The sequence below is a fragment of the Rhodococcus sp. As11 genome (genome assembly GCF_048957735.1).
Taxonomy (GTDB): domain Bacteria; phylum Actinomycetota; class Actinomycetes; order Mycobacteriales; family Mycobacteriaceae; genus Rhodococcus; species Rhodococcus gordoniae.
The window spans coordinates 317,131-336,042 of the sequence record NZ_JARDJE010000004.1 but is presented as its reverse complement, the minus strand read 5'-3'; the positions used below and the strand labels follow the sequence as shown (position 1 = coordinate 336,042).

Genomic DNA, 18,912 nt, shown 5'->3' with positions numbered 1-18,912 from the left:
GAGCGGTGTGTCCGTCGGGAGGCATCGACGCCGACACCGGAACTCTCGTCCCACTCCTCGCGGAGAGTAGGTCCGAATGCAGAAGCTGACGCCGTTCTACGAAAAGGTCCAGACCCACTACGACCTGTCCGACGACTTCTTCGAACTGTTTCTCGACCCCACCCGCACGTACAGTTGCGCCTATTTCGAGCGCGACGGCATGAGCCTCGAGGAAGCGCAGATCGCGAAGGTCGACCTTGCTCTCCGCAAGTGCGATCTCCGGCCCGGAATGACGCTGTTGGACATCGGTTGCGGGTGGGGCTCGACGATGGTGCGGGCGACGCAGCGATACGACGTGCACGTCATCGGCTTGACGTTGAGCCGCAACCAGTACGAGCACGTGTCCGGTCTGCTCTCGGGAATGTCGGCCGGCGGCCGTACCGCCGAGGTTCGCCTGCAGGGGTGGGAGGAATTCGACGAGCCTGTGGACCGCATCGTCAGCATCGGGGCGTTCGAGCATTTCCGCCGGCAGCGGTACGACACCTTCTTCGAACGCACCTCGCGCATCCTGCCCGACGACGGCCGGATGTTGCTGCACACCATCGTCGGTCATTCCCGCGCCCAACTCGAGGCGATGAAGGTGCCGGTCACCCGGGAGGACGCCCTGTTCCTGCGATTCATCATGCGGGAGATCTTCCCCGGAGGGCAGCTACCCGACCGGGACCTGGTCATCACCGGCGCGCAACGCAACAGTTTCTGGGTGCAGAACATCGAGTCGCTGCAACCCCATTACGCCCGCACACTCGACCTGTGGGCGCAGGCCCTCGAGTCGCGTCGCGACGATGCGGTCCGGATGGCCTCCGACGAGGTCTACCAGCGATACATCAGGTATCTGACCGGTTGCGCCGCGAACTTCCGACGGCGCCTCGTCGACGTCCAGCAGTTCACCCTCGTGAAGCAGCGACAGCGATCATGAGGATCTGTCACGAGCGAGACCGGGGGCGGAACGAATCCGGCGTGGCTGCACGCCAATCCGCTGACCACATGGGCGGTGGATCGGTGAGGAGTTCGCCCGGAGCGAGCCATTCGTAGAGTTCCGTGTAGGAGCGAACGGTGGTCGGCGACACCTTCTTCCGAAGCATGTCCGTCGTGAGCCCGCCGGGTTCGTCGACGCCCATCGACGCCATGAGTCGAACCGCCTGACGCACCGTGCTCGCGTGGTACCGCTGCACTCGTAATGCCTTGTCCGCCACATCGAGCGCCCGCGCTCGTTTCGGGTCCTGGGTCGTCACTCCGACCGGACACCTGTTCGTGTGGCATCGCTGCGCCTGGATGCATCCGAGCGCCATCATCATCGCCCGTGCCGAATTGGTGTAGTCCGCACCGTGGATCAGCCGCTTCACCATGTCGTTTCCGGTCGCGACCTTGCCGCTCGCGCCGATCCTGATGCGGCCCCGCAATCCGGTACCCACGAGGGCGTTGTGGACCGTCATCAGCCCGTCGGTGAGCGGAAGCCCCATGTTGTCCTCGTATTCGAGGGGTGCCGCGGCGGTGCCACCTTCGGCCCCGTCGACGATGACGAAATCGGGTGTCGTCCCTTCGGCGAGCATGGCTTTGCAGATCGCGAGCACATCGACGCGGGAACCGACGCAGAGCTTGACACCTACGGGTTTTCCTCCGGACAGTTCCCGAAGGTCGACGAGGAAGCGGATCAGTTCGCGCGGTGTCGTGAAGGCCGTGTGCGCTGCGGGACTGACGCACTTCTCGTGGGCCGGAACGCCACGATAGCGTGCGATCTCCTCACTCACCTTCGCCGCCGGGAGCACGCCACCCACGCCGGGTTTCGCCCCCTGGCTGAGTTTGAGGGAGATCGCCTTCACGTGGTCGTGAGCCGACTTGTCGGCGAACTCTGCGGGGTCGAATCGTCCGTCGCGGTCGCGCGTCCCGAAGTACCCGGATCCGATCTCCCACACCAGGTCACCACCACCGTCGAGGTGATACGGTGTCAGCCCGCCTTCGCCGGTGTCGTGGGCGAACCCACCTCGGGCCGCCCCACGATTCAACGCCCGGATCGCGTTGGCGGACAGAGCGCCGAAACTCATCGATGAAACGTTCAGCAGCGACATCGAATACGGCCGGCTGCAGTCGGGCCCTCCGATGTCCACCCGCGGTGGTTCGTCGGGTTCGGCCGCCGGCACTGTCGAGTGAACGAGATACTCGTACCCGACCTCGTAGACGTCGCGTTCGGTGCCGAACGACAACTCGCCGTGAATTCCCTTCGCCCGTTCGTAGACGACGGTGCGCACGTCCCTGTCGAAGGGGCGGCCGTCGAAATTCCGCTCGACGAAGTACTGCTGGAACTCCGGGCGCACACTCTCGAGCAGATACCGCATGTGGCCGAGCACCGGATAGTTGCGCAGCACCGAATGCCGGCGCTGCACGAGATCGTAGATTCCGACCACCGACAGGAACGTCAGAAGGGCGACCAGCACCCACCAGCCCCACCCTCCGACTGCGGCGATCACACCGACCAGAACCAGAGTCAGGCCCAGGAAACCGACGAGGAAGAACCGCAGCACGGTTCACCTTCTCTCCGCCTGTCCGGCGGGTCTCACATGTCGAGCGGCAGCTCAGTGGGAACCGCGACGCTTCTGCTGCACCTTCGCGAGCATCTCCTTGGCCTTGCGCTGATTCTCCGGCTTGGCCGCCTCACGCCGGACGACCTGGATCGCCTTGACCGCGGCGGCGCTCTTCATAGCCTTACCGAACATTCCCATCGAGCACTCCTCCGTGTGTCATCAGAACTGCTACTTCCACGATACGGATGCGGGAACGCCGAGGAGTAGTCGCCGTCGGCGACACGGGCAGTTCCCGTGGAACTGCCCGTGCGCGCGATTCAGTTCGGTGCGTCGACGATGCGGCTGTTCGGCAGCTTCCAGCCCGGCCGCGGGAAGTGGCAGGTGTACCCGTTCGGGTAGCGCTGGAGATAGTCCTGGTGCTCGGGTTCGGCTTCCCAGAAGGTGCTCGCGGGAGTCACTTCGGTGACCACCGTGCCGGGCCACAGACCGGACGCCTCGACGTCGGCGATGGTGTCCAGCGCGACCTGCTTCTGCTCGTCGTCGAGATAGAAGACGGCCGAACGGTAGGATGCTCCGACGTCGTTTCCCTGCCGGTTCACGGTGGTCGGATCGTGGATCCGGAAGAAGAACTCGAGCAGTGCCCGGTAGTCGGTGCGTGCGGGGTCGTAGACGATCTCGACAGACTCTGCGTGCTCCGGATGGTGGCGGTAGGTGGGGTGATCGTTCTGCCCACCGGTGTAACCGACCCGTGTCGACACCACCCCGGGCTGCCGCCGGATCAGCTCCTCCATGCCCCAGAAGCATCCGCCTGCCAGAATCGCCGTGCGTGTATCGGTCATTACGCCTCCTCGGGAAGTGGAACCGATACGAGGGTCGCGGCATTCCCGGCCCGCACCCTGTTCGTGGTCAGAGCACGAACACCGCCGCCCGCCCGGCGAGGTCGAGGACGGGTTGCGGCAGAATGCCGAGCAGCACCGTCGCCACCGCCGCGAACGCGATCGCGGCGCTCGTCGCCACGGTGGAGGTCGCGAGCTGCGGGACGTCGGCGGTCGGCTCGGTGAAGAACATCAGCACGATCACCCGCACGTAGAAGTACGCCGCGACCGCGCTGACGAGCACACCGACGATCACGAGTGGAGCCGCGCCTCCCGCGATCGCGGCACCGAAGACCGCGAACTTGGCGATGAACCCGCTGGTGAGCGGAATGCCCGCCAGTGACAACAGGAACAGTGCGAACGCCCCTCCGAGCAGCGGCGAGCGCCGTCCGACGCCGGCCCACCGCGACAACTCCCACGCCTCGCCGTCCGGGTCGCGGACGAGCGTCACCACGGCGAACACACCGACCGTCCCGATGCCGTAGACGAGCAGATAGAACAGCGTCGAGGACACTCCGGACGCCGTGCCGGCGACGACGCCGGTGAGCACGAATCCGGTGTGGCTGATCGCCGAATACGCGAGCATGCGCTTGATGTCGTTCTGCGTCACCGCCAGGACTGCGCCGACGACCATCGTCGCGATCGCGACGGCCCACAGGATCGGCCGCCACTGGTCGGCGGAACCGGGGACCGCGACATAGAGCACGCGCAGCAGGGCGCCGAACGCGGCGATCTTCGTCGCGGCGGCCATGAACGCGGTGACGGGGGTCGGGGCCCCCTGGTAGACGTCCGGGGTCCACGAGTGGAAGGGCACCGCTCCGACTTTGAACAGCAGGCCGACGGCCAGCAGACCCACCCCGACGAGCGCTATGGTCTCGTTGCCCGCACCCGTGTCGATCGCTACGGCGATACCTCCGAGGTGAACAGTGCCGGCGTAGCCGTAGAGCATCGCCACCCCGTACAGGAAGAACGCCGACGAGAACGCTCCCAGCAGGAAGTACTTCAGCGCGGCTTCCTGCGAGAGCAACCGTCGGCGCCGCGCGAGCCCGCACAGAAGGTACAGCGGCAGCGACAGCACTTCGAGTGCGACGAACATCGTCAGCAGGTCGTTCGAGGCGGGGAACACGAGCATCCCACCCACCGCGAACAGCAGGAGCGGGAAGACCTCGGTCCGTGCGCCGCCCGCCGCGAGTGCCTGTCGTTCGGCGGCGGTACCCGGGATCGCCGACGCCTGAGGTGCGAACGCGTCGAGATGCGCACCGACCGCCGTGCGGGGAACGGCGTGTGCACGAGCCGGTTCGATGCTGCGTTCCGCGACCAGCGCGACCGACAGCAACGACACGATCAGGACCGATCCCTGCAGGAACAGCGCCGGGCCGTCGATCACGACCGCCCCCGACAGGGTGGTCGCGCGGGTTCCGGCGAGCATCAGGACCGCGACGAACGCCGCCACGAGCGCGACCGTCGTCAGGACCACGTGGGCGAGATAGCGCGCCGAGGCCGGCACGAAGGATTCGACGAGTACGCCGGCGACGGCGGCGGCGAACACGATCAGGATGGGCGCGATCAGGCCGTAGTCGATCGCCGGGGCGGGGAGGGACGCGGCAAGAACGACGATGCCCTCGGAGGGGTTCATTCGGCTTCACCTTCCTCGGAACCGTGGTCCGGAACGTCACTCTCGGCGATCGGACGCTCGGCTGGCACCACCGGCTCCGGCCGGGAGATGTCGATCGAGACGAGCGTGTCGTCGACTGCGGGGGTGATGACATCGAGCGCCGGTTTCGGATAGATCCCCAGTACGAGCAGCAACGCGAGCAGCGGCGCGACCACCGCGATCTCCCGCGGCACGAGATCGGAGAGCCTGCGTGTGTGCTCGGCGCCGTCGTCCCCGTCGTGGTCCCGGCCGGGTAGGCGCACGGGGCCTCCCATCATGCGCTGATAGAGCCACAGCACGTAGAGCGCGGACAGCACGAGCGCGAGCGTCGCGATCACCGCCGCCACCCGATAGCGGGGATAGGTGCCGACGAAGACGAGGAATTCGCTGACGAACGGGGCGAGTCCGGGCAGGGACAGGGTCGCCAGCCCGGCGACGAGGAAGGTTCCGGCGAGGACCGGCGCGATCTTCTGTACGCCGCCGTACGCCGCGATCGTGCGGTCGCCGTGCCGCGAGACGAGGAATCCGGCGATGAGGAACAGTGCGGCCGTGGAGATCCCGTGGTTGACCATGTACAGGGTGGAGCCGGCCTGCCCCTGCGCCGTCAGCGCGAAGATACCGAGGACGATGAATCCGAAGTGTGAGATGGATGTGTAGGCGATCAGGCGCATGATGTCGGTCTGGCCGATCGCGAGCATGGCGCCGTAGACGATGCCGATGACGGCGAGGGTCGCCACGACCGGCGCGAAGGTCACCGAGGCGTCGGGAAAGAGCTGCAGGCAGTAGCGCAGCATCCCGAACGTGCCGACCTTGTCCACCACGGCCATCATGAGCACCGCGGCGACCGGGGTGGTCCGCACCGCCGCGTCGGGCAACCATCCGTGCAGCGGCCACAGCGGGGCCTTCACCGCGAAGGCGACGAGGAAACCGAAACACAGGGCGCCGAGCACGGCGGGGGTCGCGTCGAGATCGCCGGCGACGGCCGCCGCGGTGACGGTCCGGACGTCGAAGGTGCCGACACCCGCGGTCTCCCCCAACCCGGATCGGGCGGTGACCACGTACAAGCCGATCAGCGCGGCGAGCATCACCAACCCGCCGAGCAGGTTGTACAGCAGGAACTTCACGGCGGCGCGCGCCCGGTCGGCTCGCGGTGTTCCCGGGGAGCCGAATCCGCCGATGAGGAAGTACATCGGGACGAGCATCGCTTCGAAGAAGACGTAGAACAGCAGGATGTCGAGGGCGGTGAACGACACGAGCACCATCGACTCGACGAGCAGGATCAAGGCCACATAGGTGTGGGCGGATCGGGGGCGCGCCGAACCGGCCTCCTCGTCGGCGGCGCGGTGGTCGTGCCACCCGGCGGCCAGGAGCAACGGCACGAGTGCGGCGGTGAGCAGGACGAGCACCAGGGCGATCCCGTCGACGCCGAGCCGGTAACCGGCACCGAACGACGGGATCCAGTCGTGCGACTCGACGAACTGGAAACGCTCGCCCGCGCGGTCGAACCCGACGGCGACGATCACCGCGACCACCAGGACGGCGATCGATACCGCGAGGGCGAGCGCCCTGACGGCGGAGCTATGTCGTGCGGGCAGAGCCGCGATCACGGCGGCGCCGAGCAGCGGCAGCACCCACAGGATCGTCAACCAGGGAACGGTGGTCACCGGTACACCCCCATCACAGCGTCACCAGGACGAGCGCGCCGACCACGACGGTCGCGCCGGCGAACATGTACAACGCGTACGAACGGACGAAGCCGGTCTGCAATCGGCGCAGTCCGCGCGAGAGCGCACCGATCCCGGTGGCCGCACCGGTGACGGAGCCGTCGATCCCGGTCGACTCGACGGCGTCCAGGGCGCGCACCATGCCCTGGCCGGGACGCATGAGCACCGCTTCGTTCACCGCGTCGCCGTACAGGTCGCGGCGCGCGGCGACGGTCAGCGCCGACACCGCCTCCGGTGCCGTCTCGGGCACAGGTTCGCGCACGTACTGCCGGTAGGCGACGGCGACACCGGCGAGCACGACCGCCAGAGTGAGGGTGGTCACGAGCAGGACGGGCAGGCCGCCCTCGTGGTGGTCGTATCCGACGACGGGTTCGAGCCAGTGCTGCAGCGCGCCGCCGAGCACCAGCAGCCCGCCGGCGCCGACGGAGCCCACGGCGAGAGCGATCATCGGCCAGGTCATCGAGGCCGGCGACTCGTGCGGGGTGGCGCCGGACGCCCATCGCCGGTCGCCGAAGAAGGTCAGGATCATCACGCGGGTCATGTAGAAGGCGGTCAGCCCCGCGCCGAGCAGCGCTACGAGACCGAGCACGGCTCCTTCGACGCCACCCGCGGCGAAGGCGACCTCGATGATCTTGTCCTTGGAGAAGAAGCCCGCGAACGGCGGGATGCCGATGATGGCGAGATACCCCAGCCCGAAGGTGGCGAAGGTGATCGGCATGACCGCGCGGAGACCGCCGAAGCGGCGCATGTCGGTTTCGTCGTTCATCGCGTGCATCACCGAGCCGGCGCCGAGGAACAACCCGGCCTTGAAGAAGCCGTGGGTGAGCAGGTGCAGGATCGCGAAGGCGTACCCGGCGGGACCGAGTCCGGCGGCAAGCACCATGTAGCCGATCTGGCTCATCGTCGACGCCGCGAGCGCCTTCTTGATGTCGTCCTTGGCGCAGCCGATGATCGCGCCGAAGAGCAAGGTCGCGGCACCGACGATCACCACCGCGAGTCGTGCGGCCGGTGCGGCGTCGAAGATCGCGTTCGCCCGGACGACGAGATAGACGCCGGCGGTGACCATGGTCGCGGCGTGGATGAGCGCCGAGACCGGGGTGGGACCCTCCATCGCGTCGCCGAGCCACGACTGCAGCGGCAGCTGAGCGGATTTCGCGCACGCGGCCAGGAGCAGACACAGGCCGATCGCCGTCACCGTGCCTTCGGTCGCGGCGGGGACCGAGGCGAAGACCGTGTCGTAGTCGAGGCTGCCGAAGATCGCGAACATGATCATGAGAGCGATGAGCAGCCCCATGTCGCCGACGCGGTTGACGACGAACGCCTTCTTCGCGGCGGTCGCGGCAGCGGGCTTGTACTGCCAGAAGCCGATGAGCAGGTAGGAGGCGAGACCGACCCCCTCCCACCCGAGATACAGGACGAGGAAGTTGTCGGCGAGGACGAGCACCAGCATCGCCGCGAGGAACAGGTTGAGATAGGCGAAGAACTTCCGGCGTTCCGGATCGTGTGCCATGTACCCGATCGAGTAGAGATGGATCAGCGATCCCACGCCCGTGACGAGCAGCACGAAGCAGATCGACAGCGCGTCGAGCCGGAGGCCGAGATCGACCTGCAGCTCGCCGACCGGCACCCAGGCGAAGACGGTCTGCTGTGCGAGCCGGGCGTTCGCGTCGAGTCCGAGCAACCCGGCGAACATGACGGCGCAGACGACGAACGAGGCGATCGCAGTGGCACATCCGAGCAGATGTCCCCAGCTGTCGCTGCGCCGCCCGAGGAGCAGCAGTACGAACGCGCCGGCCAAGGGCAGTGCCGGTATCGTCCACAGCGCCGAGTTCAGGAACGACGTCATGTCGCGTGTCCTCTCGGTTCGTCGTGGGCTCTCACACTCACCGTCCTCGTGGGTTGTCAGTACTTGAGCAGGTCTGCGTTGTCGACGGAGGCGGATCGCCTCGTCCGGAAGATCGTCACGATGATGGCGAGACCGACGACGACCTCGGCGGCCGCGACGACCATCGTGAAGAAGGCGAACACCTGGCCGTGGAGGTTGCCGTGCATCCGCGCGAAGGTGACGAAGGCCAGGTTGGCGGCGTTGAGCATCAGTTCGACGCACATGAACACGACGATGGCGTTGCGGCGGACGAGAACTCCCACTGCGCCGATGGTGAACAGCAGTGCCGACAGGTAGAGGTAGTTCTCGGGGTTCATCGCCGATCCTTCCTCGCGTCGTCACCGCCGGGTTCGCGCAGGCCGAGCTCGGTGTGGTCCCAGTCGCGGCCGATGCGGCCGAGCAGCTCACCGACCGACAGTTCGGAGAACGAGCCGTCCGGGAGCAGGGCCGGAACGTCGGCGGCGTTGTGGCGGGCGTAGACACCCGCAGCCGGCAGCGGAGTGACCCGTTCTCCTTCTCGGAACCGGCGTGCGGCGAGTTCGCGTTGGGTCTTCCTGGGCTCCGATCGTTCCCGGTGGGCGAGCACCATCGCACCCACGGTGGCGGTGATGAGCAGCGCCCCGGTGAGTTCGAACGCCCAGACGTAGTCGATGAACAGCAACACCGCCAGACCCTCGACGTTGCCGCCGGCGTTGGCGGCGTCGAGTCCCGCGAATCCGGACACAGCGGTGTTCCCGATGCCGCCGATGAGCATCACCGCGAATCCGATCGCCACGACGATCGCGAGAACGCGCTGGCCCTTGATGGTTTCGACGAGGGAATCGGACGAGTCGATGCCGACGAGCATGAGCACGAACAGGAACAGCATCATGACCGCGCCGGTGTAGACCACGACCTGCACCACACCGAGGAACACGGCGTCCTGCGCGATGTAGAAGACGGCGAGCACGATCATCGTCATGGCGAGGAACAGCGCCGAGTACACGGCTTTCGGGGCGACGACGACGCCGAGCGCCCCGAGCACCGCGACGGCGCCGAGGATCCAGAACTGCACGGCCTCCCCGGTGGAGGTCGTGACGAGTTCGGCGGCGAGCAGGACGGTGGTCACCGGTGTTCCTCCCCGTCGGCGGCGGACACGTGCTCGGGCACCGGGATCGTGCCCCGGTAGTAGTCCTCGTCGGTGGCGCCGGGCGCCATGGGATGCGGAGGTGGCTGCATCCCGGATTCGAGGGGGGCGAGCAACCGGTCCTTCTCGTAGATCATGTCGGTGCGGTTGTCCGCGGCCATCTCGTACTCGTTCGTCATCGTCAGCGCGCGGGTCGGGCACGCCTCGATGCACAGTCCGCAGCCGATGCACCGCAGGTAGTTGATCTGGTAGACACGTCCGTACCGTTCCCCGGGCGAGTACCGCTCCTGATCGGTGTTGTCGGCGCCCTCGACGTGGATGGCGTCGGCCGGGCACGCCCACGCGCACAGTTCGCAGCCGATGCATTTCTCGAGCCCGTCCGGATACCGGTTGAGCTGGTGGCGTCCGTGATAGCGGGGTGCGGTGGGTCTCTTCTGCTCCGGATACTGCTCGGTGTTGGGCTTCTTGAACATCGTCGTGAGCGTCACACCGAAACCGGCCAGCGGTCCGCGGAATTCGACCATCACGATCCTCCTGGGAGACGACCCGCCGAAGCGGGCGGGCTCGGTCGGGTGCCCGACCGGGCAGGTAGTGGCGGCACGGGGAATCCACCGGCCATGGCGTCGAATTCCTCGTCGGGTCCGGGCAGCTCGATCGCCTGTGCGGTACGCCGGGTCCGCCGCGCGCGCAGGGACAGGTAGCCGAACAGCAGCGCCGTGGACAGCACACCGGCGACGATGAGACTCGCGGTGCCGGGAAGCACGTCGTGGCCGTCGAGGAGGCGCAGCACGGCCACGACCATCACCCACACCACCGAGACGGGGATGAGCAGTTTCCAGCCCAGGGCCATGAACTGGTCGTATCGCAGCCTCGGCAGAGTGCTGCGCAGCCAGACGAAGACGAACAGCACGACCCACACCTTGATCACGAACCACAGCAGCGGCCACCAGCCCGAGTTCGCGCCGCTCCACAGCGTCAGCGGCCACGGCGCGTGCCAGCCGCCGAGGAACAAGGTGGTCGCGAGCGCGGAGACAGTGACCATGTTGACGTACTCCGCGAGCATGAACATCGCGAACCGCAGCGACGAGTACTCGGTGTGGAAGCCGCCCACGAGTTCGCCTTCGGCTTCGGGAAGATCGAAGGGAGCGCGGTTGGTCTCCCCCACCATCGACACCGAGTACACCAGGAACGACGGGAGCAGCAGCACGACGAACCACAGGTCGTTCTGCGCGGCGACGATCCCCGAGGTCGACATCGTGCCCGCCTGCAGGAAGACCGCGGCGAACGCGAGTCCCATCGCAATCTCGTAGGAGATGACCTGCGCGGTGGAGCGGAGGCCACCGAGCAGGGGGTAGGTCGAGCCGGAGGCCCAGCCGGCGAGCACGATGCCGTAGACGCCGACGGAGGTGATCGCCAGAACGTAGAGGACCGCGACGGGAAGATCCGTGAGCTGCAGCGGCGTTCGAGTTCCGAAGATCGACACCTCCGGTCCGAACGGGACGACCGCGAACGCCATGAACGCCGGGGCCGTCGCGATGATCGGGGCGAGCAGATAGATCGGCTTGTCCACCCCGGTCGGGATGATGCCTTCCTTGAGAGCGAGTTTCAGGCCGTCGGCGACGGTCTGGAACAGTCCTTTCGGTCCCACCCGGTCGGGTCCGACCCGCATCTGCATCCAGGCCATGATCTTGCGTTCGGCGAGGATCATCACGAGCGTGGTCAGAACCAGGAACGCGAAGATCGCGAGGGCCTTCACGACGACGAGCCACCACGGATCGATACCGAACATCGACAGGTCCACGGACTGCTGGGCGGTGACGCTCATCGCGGATCCTCCTCGGCCGATCCCGTGCTCGTCGTCGCGGCGGCTCGGATCCGCACCACATCACCGGCGGTGACGCCGAGATCGAGGTGCACCATCGAACCCGGCGAGGCGGTGGGCAACCAGACGACACGGTCGGGCAGCTCGTCGATCACCAGCGGAAGCGTGATCGACCCGCGTCCGGTGGAGACGGTGAGCGAACGGTGGTCGGCCGCCCCGATCTCCGCTGCTGTCGCGGCCGACAGGCGGGCGACGGGTTCGTGCGCCGTCCCGGCGAGGTGGGGTTCGTCGTCCTGCGACCGGCCCGCGTCGAGGAGCATCCGCCAGGTGGCGAGGACCGCCTCCCCGAGAACGGGACGTGGTGCAGGTCGCGGAGACGTCACCGGTGTCTCGGGGACGGCGCCCGTCCATCGCCCGAGGGCCGCGAGTTCGCGGCGCAGAGTGTCGACGTCGTGGGAGCCGGGACCGTCGAGGCCGGGATCGAGATCCAGAGCATCGGCGATCGCCGCGAGCACCCGGTGATCGGGCAGTGCCCCGGTGTCGCGGAGCGCGATCGGGAACACCCGCTCGCGCCCTTCCCAGTCGAGGAAGCTCCCGGCCTTCTCGGCTACCGGCGCGACGGGAAAGACCACGTCGGCGCGGTCGGTCACCGCGCTGCGCCGCACTTCCAGACTCACGACGAACCCGGCGCCGTCGAGGCCGGCATGTACGGCATCGGGATCGGGCAGGTCGGCGGGTTCGAACCCGGCGACCACGAGCGCGCCCAGCGCGCCCTCGGTGGCTGCGGCCAGGATCGCCGCGGTGTCGCGACCCGGCCGGGACGGCAGGGTGTCGGCCGCAAGACCCCAGGCCGACTCGATGTCGCGACGGGCCTGCGGGTCGTCGACCGGGCGGCCCCCGGGCAGCAGGGTCGGGAACGCACCCGCTTCGAGGGCGCCGCGATCACCGGCGCGCCGCGGGATCCACGCCAGGCGGGCTCCGGTCTCATCGGCGAGGGCCGCCGCGGCGGACAGTGCACCGGGCGACACTGCAGCGCGCTCCCCCACCAGCACGATCGCACCGGGAGTTCGCAGCGCGGCGGCCGCGTCGGAGGACGATCCGGTGCGGATCGCGTCGAGTGCACGCGCCTCGTCGCCCGGTACGCACTGCTCGAGTCGCCCCGACAGTTTGTGCACGCCGCGCGAGGTGAACGGCGCGATCGTGAAGACCTGCAGCCTGTTCCGCCGGACCGCCTTGCGCAGCCGCAGGAAGACGATCGGCGATTCCTCCTCGGGTTCGCATCCGACGAGCAGCACCGCCGGCGCGCGGTCGAGGTCGCGGTAGGTGACCTCGAGGTGCCGTCCGGCGACCCGTGCGGCGAGGAAGGCCGTCTCCTCGTCCGACAAGGCGCGGCTGCGGAAGTCGATGTCGTTGGTGCCGAGCGCCGTACGCGCGAATTTCGCGTAGGCGTAGGCGTCCTCGACGGTGAGCCGGCCGCCGGTCAGGACTGCGGCCCTGCCACGTGCCGCCGCCAGCCCGCGGGCGGCGACCCCGAGCGCCTCGATCCACGAGGCAGGGACGAGCGCTCCCGTGTGGTCGCGGACGAGGGGCGTGGTGAGGCGGTCGTCGGCGGTGGCGTAGGTGAACGCCCAGCGTCCCTTGTCGCAATTCCATTCCTCGTTGACCTCGGGGTCGTCTCCGGCGAGGCGACGCAGCACGGCTCCGCGACGGTGGTCGGTGCGTTGGGCGCAACCGCTCGCGCAGTGTTCGCACACGCTCGGTGTGGAGACCAGGTCGAACGGGCGGGCGCGGAACCGGTAGGCGGCGCCCGTGAGGGCACCGACCGGGCAGATCTGGACGGTGTTGCCGGAGAAATACGACTCGAAGGGTTCCTCGGTGTAGATGCCGACCTGCTGCAGCGCTCCGCGGTCGAGCATGTCGACGAACCGGTCGCCCGCGACCTGATCGGCGAAGCGGGTACATCGGGCGCACAGCACGCACCGTTCGCGGTCGAGGAGCACCTGTGAGGAGATCGCGATGGGTTTCGGATAGGTGCGTTTGGTGTCCTCGAAGCGGGACTCGGCGCGGCCGTTGGACATCGCCTGGTTCTGCAGCGGGCACTCGCCACCCTTGTCGCACACCGGGCAGTCGAGCGGATGGTTGATGAGCAGCAGTTCCATCACGCCGCGCTGTGCCTTGTCGGCCACCGGCGAGGTGAACTGGGTGCGCACGACCATCCCGTCGGTGACCACCGAGGTGCACGAGGCGAGCGGTTTGCGCTGGCCCTCGACCTCGACGAGGCACTGGCGGCACGCGCCGACCGGCTCGAGCAGTGGGTGGTCGCAGAACCGCGGGATCTGCACCCCGATCAGTTCGGCGGCGCGGATCACGAGAGTGCCCTTCGGCACGGCGATCCCGGTGTCGTCGATGGTGACGTTCACGAGGTCGGTGGTCTCGGACTTCTCCGCACCGGCACCGGACACGGCGGTCATCGCTCGCCTCCTTCCGCGGGGGTATCGGCGGCGAGCGTCGACAGGTGCGGGTCGAACGGGCAGCCGCCGTGCTCGAAGTGGGCGAGATACTCGTCGCGGAAGTACTTCACCGAGGAGGTGATCGGGCTGGTCGCACCGTCACCGAGCGCGCAGAATGCCCGGCCGAGGATGTTGTCGGAGATGTCGAGCAGCTTCTCCAGGTCGGCTTCGGTACCCCGACCGTGTTCGAGCCGGTCGAGGATCTGCACGAGCCACCAGGTGCCCTCGCGGCAGGGGGTGCACTTGCCACACGATTCGTGGGCGTAGAACTCCGTCCAGCGCAGCACCGTGCGGACGACGCAGGTGGTCTCGTCGAAGATCTGCAGGGCCCGGGTCCCGAGCATCGACCCGGCGGCGGCGACGTTCTCGTAGTCCAGAGGGACGTCGAGATGTTCGTCGGTGAAGATCGGGGTCGACGAACCGCCGGGTGTCCAGAACTTGAGCCGGTGGCCGGCGCGCACACCCCCGGCGTAGCCGAGCAGCTCCCGCAGTGTGATGCCGAGCGGAGCCTCGTACTGGCCGGGGGCGGTGACGTGCCCGGACAGGGAGAACATCGCGAAGCCCGGTGATTTCTCGGTGCCCATCGAGCGGTACCAGTCCACACCGTTGCGGACGACGAGCGGGACGTTCGCGATGGATTCGACGTTGTTGACGACGGTCGGGCACGCGTACAGGCCGGCGACGGCGGGAAAGGGTGGGCGCAGACGAGGCTGGCCGCGTCGGCCCTCGAGGGAGTCGAGCAGGGCCGTCTCCTCACCGCAGATGTACGCGCCCGCACCGGCGTGGACGACGAGTTCGAGGTCGTATCCGGAACCGAGGATGTCGCGTCCTAGATAGCCGGCCTCGTAGGCCTCGGCGACCGCGGCGTGCAGGCGCCGCAGCACCGGGACGGCCTCCCCGCGCAGATAGATGAACGCGTGCCGGGCGCGGATCGCGTAGGCGGCGATGATGACGCCTTCGACGAGGGCGTGCGGGGTGGCCAGCATGAACGGGATGTCCTTGCAGGTTCCCGGTTCGGATTCGTCGGCGTTGACGACGAGGTAGTGCGGCTTGTCGTCGCCCTGCGGGATGAACGACCACTTGGTGCCGGTGGAGAATCCGGCACCGCCGCGGCCGCGGATCCCGGAGTCCTTCACCGCGGCGATGACGGCGTCCGGATCCGTACCGAGCGCGATGGGCAGGGCCTCGTAGCCGCCGTGCCGCCGGTAGGCGTCGAGGGTCCACGCCCGCTCCTCGTCCCAGTAACGGGTGAGCACAGGGGTCAGACCCGTCGGGGATTTCCCGACGGTGACGACGGCCTCGTCCTTCTCCGGCGGTTCCGGTGCCCGCATGTCGTGCTCGCGGGCGACCCCGAGTCCGGCCAGGGAGGCCGGTCCGGCGGTGCCGGCGGCGTCGAGCGCGCCGGGCCGGCGGTCGGGGAAACCGGCCAGCAGGCGTGCGGTGTCGCGGAAGCTGCGCAGCGGTGCGCCGCGCGTCGGTGTGGGCGTGCCGCCGGAGAGCAGTTCGTCGACGAGCTCGACCGCGGAGTCGACGGTGCGGTTGTCGAACAGCTCCCAGTCGACGGTCATCACCGGGGCGTAGTCGCACGCCGCGTTGCACTCGATGTGTTCGAGGGTGATCGCGCCGTCGGCGGTGGTCTCGTCGTGTCCGATGCCGAGCCGGGTGCACAGCGCGGAGAAGATCTCGTCGCCGCCCATCGTCGCGCACAGCGCGTTCGTACACACCCCCACGTGGTGGCGGCCCGTCGGCGAGCGGCGGTACATGGTGTAGAAGGTCGAGACGGCGGCGACCTCGGCGCCGGTGAGCCCCAGCCGCCGGGCACAGAACTCGATCCCGGCGGGCGTGATGTAGCCGTCCTCCGCCTGCACCAGATGCAGCAGCGGTAGCAGCGCCGATCGTGGCTGCGGGTAGCGCGCGACGATCCGGTCGGCGTCGGCGTCGAGACGGGCGCGCACGTCGTCGGGATAGCGGCGCGGCGCGTCGGGTGGGGTGAGATAGGTGTCCTCGTCGGGTCGCGGTCCGAGCGGGACGAGGACGGGTTCGCGCGCAGCGGGTTCGGTCATCGGCACGGCGGCGGTGGTCTCGCTCGTGGCCGCGGTGCCGACGGTCTCCGCGCCCGCGGCGCGCACGAATTCGGTGCTCATCGGTCCACTCCCCCCATCACCGGGTCGATGCTGGCGACGGCGGCGATGACGTCGGAGACCATGCCGCCTTCGCACATCGCCGCGACGGCCTGCAGATTCGTGAACGACGGATCGCGGTAGTGCACGCGGTAGGGCCGCGTGCCGCCGTCGCTGACCAGGTGGACGCCGAGTTCGCCGCGTGGCGATTCGACGCCGATGTAGACCTGTCCCGCCGGGACGCGGATGCCCTCTGTGACGAGTTTGAAGTGGTGGATCAGGCCCTCCATCGACTCGCCCATGATGTGGCGGATGTGGTCGGGCGAGTTGCCGAGTCCGTCCGGTCCGAGCTGCAGTTTCGACGGCCAGGCGATCTTGCCGTCCTGCACCATCACCGGGCCGGGACGGAGCCGGTCGAGGCACTGCTCGACGATCTTCAACGATTCGCGCATCTCCCCGATCCGCACGAGATAGCGCGCGTAGCAGTCGGATCCCTCGGCGGTGACGATGTCGAACTCGTAGGTCTCGTAACCGCAATAGGGTTCGGCGCGGCGCAGGTCGTAGGGCAGTCCGGTGGATCGGAGGATCGGGCCGGTGACGCCGAGGGCCATGCATCCGGTGAGATCGAGGCAGCCGATGTCTCGGGTGCGCGAGATGAAGATCGGATTGTCGGTGAACAACGCTTCGAGATCGGCGAGCCGGGCGGGCAGCGCGGCGAGCAGGTCGCGGATCATCGGCACGGCCTCGTCGGGCAGGTCCTGGGAGAGTCCGCCGGGCCGGATGTAGGAGTGGTTCATCCGCAGTCCGGTGATCGTCTCGAAGACGTCGAGGATCAGTTCGCGCTCGCGGAATCCGAACAGCATCGGTGTCGTCGCACCGAGTTCCATGCCGCCGGTGGCCAGCGCCACCAGATGCGAGGAGATGCGGTTGAGTTCCATCAGCATCACCCGCACGACCTGCGCGCGTTCGGGGACGAGATCCTCGATGCCGAGGAGTTTCTCGACACCGAGGCAGTAGGCGGTCTCGTTGTGGAACGGCGCGAGGTAGTCCATGCGCGTGACGAAGGTGACGCCCTGGGTCCAGTTGCGGTATTCGAGATTCTTCTCGATTCCGGTGTGGAGATACCCGATTCCGCAACGCGCCTCGGTGACCGTCTCGCCGTCGATCTCGAGGATCAGGCGCAGGACGCCGTGGGTGGACGGGTGCTGGGGTCCCATGTTGACGACGATGTGGTCCTCACCGCTGTCGCGCACGGCGGCGGCGATGTCGTCCCAGTCGCGTCCGACGGCGTCGAAGACGGTCTCGCCGGCGAGTTCGCTCATCACGTGTACGCCCTCCGTTCGTCGGGTGGCGGGATCCGGGCTCCCTTGTACTCCACGGGGATTCCGCCGAGAGGGTAGTCCTTGCGCTGGGGGTGCCCGCGCCAGTCGTCGGGCATCTCGATGCGCGTGAGCGCGGGATGACCGTCGAAGACGATCCCGAAGAAGTCGTAGGTCTCGCGTTCGTGCCAGTCGTTCGTCGGGTAGATGCGGTACAGCGACGGGACGTGCGGGTCGCTGTCGGGGATCGCGACCTCGAGACGCATGCGGCGGTTGTGGGTGATCGAGACGAGTGGATACACCGCGTGCAGTTCCCGGCCCGTCTCCTGCGGATAGTGCACGCCCGACACCCCGAGGCACAGCTCGAATCGGAGCGCGGGATGGTCGCGCAGGGTGCCGGCCACGAGGGGCAGCTGCTCGCGGCGGACGAAGGCGGTCAGTTGGTGGCGGTGCACGACGATCTTCTCCACCGCGTCGGCGTAACCCACCGCGGTGTCGCCGGAGCGTTCGTCGAGTACGTCCTCGAGGGTGTCGACGAGGTCGTCGAGGTACCCGCCGTAGGGACGGTCGGTGCTGCCGGGCAGCGTCACCCGGCGCACGAGGCGTCCGTAGCCGCTGGTGTCACCGGATCCACGCACCCCGAACATGCCGCGGCGGACCGCGATCACCTCGTCGGCGCGGTCGTCGTGGTCGGATCCGGTCCGTTCGAGATCGGTCATCGCGGCGGCACCGTCAGTTCGATGAGCGGACGCTGGGCCAGGGCGGCTTCCTCCGCGGCGCGGATCGCCTCGGCCCGGTTCACGCCGAGAGGCATCTGTGCGATCTTCTCGTGCAGTGTCAGGATCGCGTGGAGGAGCATCTCGGGCCGGGGCGGACAGCCCGGGAGATAGATGTCGACGGGGACGACGTGGTCGACACCCTGGACGATCGCGTAGTTGTTGAACATCCCGCCGGACGAGGCGCACACCCCCATTGCGAGCACCCACTTCGGTTCGACCATCTGGTCGTAGACGCGGCGCAGCGCGGGGGCCATCTTCTGGCTGACGCGCCCGGCGACGATCATCACGTCGGCCTGCCGCGGCGAGGCCCGGAACGCTTCCATGCCGAATCGGGCGATGTCGTAGCGTCCGCCCGCGGTGGCCATCATCTCGATGGCACAGCACGCGAGCCCGAAGGAGGCGGGCCACAGTGAACCCTTGCGTGCGAACCCGGCGAGTGTCTCGACGGTGCTGAGCAGGAAACCGCTGGGAACCTTCTCCTCGATGCCCATGACCTGTCACTCCCCCCGGAGTCGGACGGACCGGACGACCGCCGGACGG

Annotated in this window: 16 protein-coding genes; 1 reads left to right on the top strand and 15 read right to left on the bottom strand. The window is 68.2% G+C overall.

Annotated features, from left to right (window positions below):
• Positions 1–76 precede the first annotated feature (76 nt).
• Entirely contained in the window at positions 77–955 is an 879-nt protein-coding gene (locus tag PV766_RS07685) for a cyclopropane mycolic acid synthase family methyltransferase (RefSeq protein ID WP_129976092.1), read from the top strand.
• 7 nt (positions 956–962) lie between these two features.
• Here PV766_RS07685 and PV766_RS07680 read toward each other — a convergent pair whose 3' ends face one another.
• The 15 genes from PV766_RS07680 to PV766_RS07610 all read right to left on the bottom strand — a co-directional run bounded on the left by PV766_RS07680 (position 963) and on the right by PV766_RS07610 (position 18,863).
• Entirely contained in the window at positions 963–2,558 is a 1,596-nt protein-coding gene (locus tag PV766_RS07680) for an FMN-binding glutamate synthase family protein (protein ID WP_421096795.1), read from the bottom strand.
• A gap of 51 nt (positions 2,559–2,609) precedes the next feature.
• Positions 2,610–2,750, bottom strand: a complete 141-nt coding sequence (locus PV766_RS07675) for a hypothetical protein (RefSeq protein ID WP_421096794.1) — start codon at positions 2,748–2,750, stop codon at positions 2,610–2,612.
• Positions 2,751–2,875: 125 nt separating this feature from the next.
• Positions 2,876–3,397 (bottom strand): peptide-methionine (S)-S-oxide reductase MsrA, encoded by a 522-nt coding sequence (gene msrA, locus PV766_RS07670; RefSeq protein WP_421096793.1) that lies wholly within the window; start codon positions 3,395–3,397, stop codon positions 2,876–2,878.
• 67 nt (positions 3,398–3,464) lie between these two features.
• A complete protein-coding gene (gene nuoN / locus PV766_RS07665) occupies positions 3,465–5,069 on the bottom strand; it encodes an NADH-quinone oxidoreductase subunit NuoN (protein WP_421096792.1) in 1,605 nt (534 codons plus the stop codon).
• Positions 5,066–6,751, bottom strand: a complete 1,686-nt coding sequence (locus PV766_RS07660; protein ID WP_421096791.1) for an NADH-quinone oxidoreductase subunit M — start codon at positions 6,749–6,751, stop codon at positions 5,066–5,068. The genes nuoN and PV766_RS07660 overlap by 4 nt, the downstream gene beginning before the upstream one ends.
• A gap of 13 nt (positions 6,752–6,764) precedes the next feature.
• On the bottom strand, positions 6,765–8,657 hold the full coding sequence (nuoL, locus tag PV766_RS07655; protein WP_421096790.1) for an NADH-quinone oxidoreductase subunit L: 1,893 nt from the start codon (positions 8,655–8,657) through the stop codon (positions 6,765–6,767).
• A 56-nt stretch (positions 8,658–8,713) separates the two neighbouring features.
• The gene (gene nuoK, locus PV766_RS07650; RefSeq protein ID WP_016935375.1) at positions 8,714–9,013 is read right to left on the bottom strand and encodes an NADH-quinone oxidoreductase subunit NuoK; all 300 of its coding nucleotides are present in this window, start codon (positions 9,011–9,013) and stop codon (positions 8,714–8,716) included.
• Complete coding sequence (locus PV766_RS07645) at positions 9,010–9,804, bottom strand: NADH-quinone oxidoreductase subunit J (protein ID WP_064062989.1); 795 nt, start codon at positions 9,802–9,804, stop codon at positions 9,010–9,012. Before PV766_RS07645 ends, nuoK begins: the two co-directional genes overlap by 4 nt.
• Positions 9,801–10,346, bottom strand: a complete 546-nt coding sequence (nuoI, locus tag PV766_RS07640) for an NADH-quinone oxidoreductase subunit NuoI (RefSeq protein WP_064062988.1) — start codon at positions 10,344–10,346, stop codon at positions 9,801–9,803. Before nuoI ends, PV766_RS07645 begins: the two co-directional genes overlap by 4 nt.
• Positions 10,346–11,647 carry an NADH-quinone oxidoreductase subunit NuoH gene (nuoH, locus tag PV766_RS07635; protein ID WP_064062987.1) on the bottom strand — a complete coding sequence of 434 codons (1,302 nt, stop codon included), beginning with the start codon at positions 11,645–11,647 and terminating at the stop codon, positions 10,346–10,348. Before nuoH ends, nuoI begins: the two co-directional genes overlap by 1 nt.
• Complete coding sequence (locus PV766_RS07630; RefSeq protein ID WP_421096789.1) at positions 11,644–14,115, bottom strand: NADH-quinone oxidoreductase subunit G; 2,472 nt, start codon at positions 14,113–14,115, stop codon at positions 11,644–11,646. The genes nuoH and PV766_RS07630 overlap by 4 nt, the downstream gene beginning before the upstream one ends.
• Positions 14,112–16,298: an NADH-quinone oxidoreductase subunit NuoF gene (nuoF, locus tag PV766_RS07625; RefSeq protein ID WP_421096788.1), complete on the bottom strand. Its 2,187-nt coding sequence runs from the start codon at positions 16,296–16,298 to the stop codon at positions 14,112–14,114. Before nuoF ends, PV766_RS07630 begins: the two co-directional genes overlap by 4 nt.
• Positions 16,295–17,596, bottom strand: a complete 1,302-nt coding sequence (locus PV766_RS07620; protein ID WP_421096787.1) for an NADH-quinone oxidoreductase subunit D — start codon at positions 17,594–17,596, stop codon at positions 16,295–16,297. The genes nuoF and PV766_RS07620 overlap by 4 nt, the downstream gene beginning before the upstream one ends.
• Positions 17,596–18,312 (bottom strand): NADH-quinone oxidoreductase subunit C, encoded by a 717-nt coding sequence (locus tag PV766_RS07615; RefSeq protein WP_421096786.1) that lies wholly within the window; start codon positions 18,310–18,312, stop codon positions 17,596–17,598. Before PV766_RS07615 ends, PV766_RS07620 begins: the two co-directional genes overlap by 1 nt.
• Positions 18,309–18,863, bottom strand: a complete 555-nt coding sequence (locus PV766_RS07610; RefSeq protein ID WP_059381031.1) for a NuoB/complex I 20 kDa subunit family protein — start codon at positions 18,861–18,863, stop codon at positions 18,309–18,311. Before PV766_RS07610 ends, PV766_RS07615 begins: the two co-directional genes overlap by 4 nt.
• Between the last annotated feature and the right edge of the window lie 49 nt (positions 18,864–18,912).